The organism is Rhodopirellula maiorica SM1 (genome assembly GCF_000346295.1).
In the GTDB taxonomy this organism is placed as follows: Bacteria; Planctomycetota; Planctomycetia; order Pirellulales; family Pirellulaceae; genus Novipirellula; species Novipirellula maiorica.
On the sequence record NZ_ANOG01000471.1, the window covers coordinates 1 to 3,006 of the forward strand.

Consider the following 3,006-nt stretch of genomic DNA (forward strand, 5'->3'; position numbering starts at 1 on the left):
CGCAACCATCGGGATTTCCGCGTTTGCGATCGAACAGCTCAACGACCTCGTCTATATGGACCTGCCGGAAGTCGGAAAAGCGGTCACGGCGGGCGAAGAATTTGGTGAAGTCGAGTCGGTAAAAGCGGTCAGCCCGTTGTACTGCCCGATTACCGGCGAAGTCGTCGAAGTCCATAGCGAGTTGCCCGATAACTTAGATCAACTCAATGACGATCCGTACGACTTCGGCTGGGTGATCAAAGTCAAAGTCAGCGATGACTCGAATCTTTCGTCGTTGATGGATGCGGCCGCTTACAAAAAGCAGTGCGCCGAATCAGGTTAATACTTCGCACGCGAGCTGTTGATTTACTCGAAACCGGATAAGTGAACGCGTTGCAAGCGAGATTGATCGAATTGGCCGCCGCAGGGCCAGCAGAGAACATGGCGATCGACCAGGCCCTGTTGGAGTCGGTCGACCGTGATGCGGTGCCGACGCTCCGTTTCTACACTTGGTCCGAACCGACCGTTTCGCTCGGCTATTTTCAAAAAGCAAGTGATCGGTTGGCTCATTCGCCCAGTGCGAATTGCGCCTTCGTTCGTCGTGGGACCGGTGGCGGCGCGATCGTACATCACCACGAACTGACGTACAGCTTCGTGTGGCCGCTTGAAAATGTTCCTGCGGGAGCAAAATCGGATCTCTACCAGCGAATCCATCAAGCCATTCTTGAGTCGCTCGGGCGGTTCGGCGTCTCGGCGTCGCGTTACGCCGATTTGGGATCACAGGCGGTCCAAACGGCGGCGTCGGACGAGAATCGCTGTGATCCGTTCCTCTGTTTTCAGCGACGCACGGACGAAGACTTGGTCGTGGCGGGCTATAAGGTGTGCGGAAGTGCGCAGCGGACTAGTCGCAAGGCGGTTTTACAGCACGGCAGCATCCTGATGGACGTTAGTCCTCACTCCCCCGAATTACCGGGGGTGGTGAATCTGACCCCTCGGTCGATTGCAGCGCCGGAGCTGGCGGAGGTGCTCGCGTCGAACATGGCCGAGGCGTTTGGTATGAAATTTGTTAAGTTTGAATTAGATGAGACGCTGACGCGGCGTTCAAAACAGATCCAAACGACCCGATTTGGTCACTCCGATTGGAACGAAAAGCGTTAAAAACGAGCCAAAGATACGAGGCTTGGAGGTGCGGGCGTTTGCACCAGAAGGGTGGCTGTGTCCCCAGCAGAGCGGTCGATTCGGTTCCATTGTCGGAAGTGCCGTTAAGGCGTCTGGACTTGCTTTAAATTAAAAATAAAGGCATCATCCTTTCCTTGCGACCGTTTAGAATCGAGGTTGTGGTGGTAAATCGACGATAATGTACATTGGTTCTCTATCGTATATGCAGTGTTAGCTCACCGTTGAAGGAACTCTAGACGGGGGGTAGGTCGCTGCGGAGGACGAGAGGATCGAAGACGAGGATGTGGGAATAAGGGGGCGCCGGTTAAAACGGTCGCCGCCGAAACGTTCGGGGCAAATAGGCTAATCAGGTGCTTTTTGAAGTCCATGTTCGTGCGTCGATGCACTATTGTGGTAGAGAGTTTGCGGATAGGGATGTTGGAAAAAACGATTGGGGTTCCTTTCGCAACCCAGTTGTTATTAGGCGGAAGCGAAAATGATTCTTGGCGAACGAGCGTCCAAGAGTATTTTGTGGCCGAGTGAGGTGGGGTGATTGTTCTCGCGTTGCGGACGTCAGCCATCAATTGAGAGGTGCTTCATGAAAGTTATGTTGAAAGTTCTGACGGGAAGTCACGCGGGCAAGGAGATTGCCGTTGCCAGCGAGAAATTTCTAATTGGACGAAGCGATTCATGTTCGCTGCGTCCCAAGAGCGAATCGGTCAGCCGCAAGCATTGCATTATTGTCTTGAAAGATGGTCGCGTTCTTGTCCAGGACTTGAAGAGTCGCAACGGCACCTTGGTCAACGGAAAACGGTTGCCCACCGATATGGCGAAAGTGCTCAAGCCAGGCGACAAGCTGACGATCGGCAAATTGGAATTCGAGGTGCTGATCGAGCATGGTTTGCAGGCCGCCAAGAAGCCGCAAGTCGCGAACGTCGAAGATGCGGCCGCACGTGTGGTTCAAGCCGGATCGGGTGACAGCAAGTTCGAAGAGGTGGACGTTAATTCATGGTTGGACGAAGCGGACCAGATCGATCGCGTTCGCAAAATTTCGGATCCCGAAACACGGCAGTTGCGGCTTGATCATCCCGCCGAAGCGAAAAGCGAAACCGATTCCGATAGTACCGAGCTGTCGGTCAACGAAGAGGACTCGTCAACGCGGAAACGCAAGATTCCTGATAAGCAGAAACCGATGAAGCTGCCTGAGGGAATGAAGAAGAACATGAAAGAGAATTCACGCGACGCAGCCGACGATGCACTGAAACGATTCTTTAGCGGTCGCTAGGAAAATGGCATGGAAGAATCGACTGCGTTTCTAATCGAACGTCACCGCCAAAACGATCCTGCCGCGTTCGAAAAGCTGGTCGGACGCTACCATTCGCTTGTTTTTGGCGTCTGTATGCGGTTCATGCGTCACCGCCAAGACGCCGAGGACATGACTCAGGAGACGTTTTCTCGATTGGCGCGGTATCTGTCACGCTGGGATTCCAAACGACCAATTGAACCGTGGTTGGTCACGATCGCTGGGAATCGTTGTCGAACCGTTTTGTCGCGGCATCGACACGAAGTCGCCACCGGCGTTCCGGTCGAACCGGCGGCTGATCGCGTACAAGAGAAAATTGCCGCTGATTCGCTGCGCGAGGAAGTTCGCTTGGCTCTGGCCTCGCAACCGGAAAACCATCGGCGTGCATTTGAGTTGTTTCACGAACAATCGATGAACTACGCCGAGATCGCCAGCCAGCTGGATTGTCCGCTGGGCACCGCGAAAACGTGGGTTCATCGGGCTCGTGTGGCCATCATGGACCAATTGCTTCAACGCGAAGTTGTGGTCGCTTCCAAGAGTGTCGTTGCCGCCGAGGTGAAGCGATG

Annotated in this window: 4 protein-coding genes; all 4 read left to right on the forward strand. The window is 54.3% G+C overall.

Features of this window, described 5'->3' with window-relative positions; translation table 11 throughout:
• Positions 1 to 322: glycine cleavage system protein GcvH (gene gcvH / locus RMSM_RS14885; RefSeq protein WP_040766833.1), on the forward strand; the 322-nt coding region annotated here is incomplete at its 5' end.
• A 41-nt stretch (positions 323 to 363) separates the two neighbouring features.
• Positions 364 to 1,137 carry a lipoate--protein ligase family protein gene (locus tag RMSM_RS14890; RefSeq protein ID WP_008697616.1) on the forward strand — a complete coding sequence of 258 codons (774 nt, stop codon included), beginning with the start codon at positions 364 to 366 and terminating at the stop codon, positions 1,135 to 1,137.
• A gap of 598 nt (positions 1,138 to 1,735) precedes the next feature.
• A complete protein-coding gene (locus RMSM_RS14895) occupies positions 1,736 to 2,422 on the forward strand; it encodes an FHA domain-containing protein (RefSeq protein ID WP_040766837.1) in 687 nt (228 codons plus the stop codon).
• 9 nt (positions 2,423 to 2,431) lie between these two features.
• Positions 2,432 to 3,006: RNA polymerase sigma factor (locus RMSM_RS14900; RefSeq protein WP_008697621.1), on the forward strand; the 575-nt coding region annotated here is incomplete at its 3' end.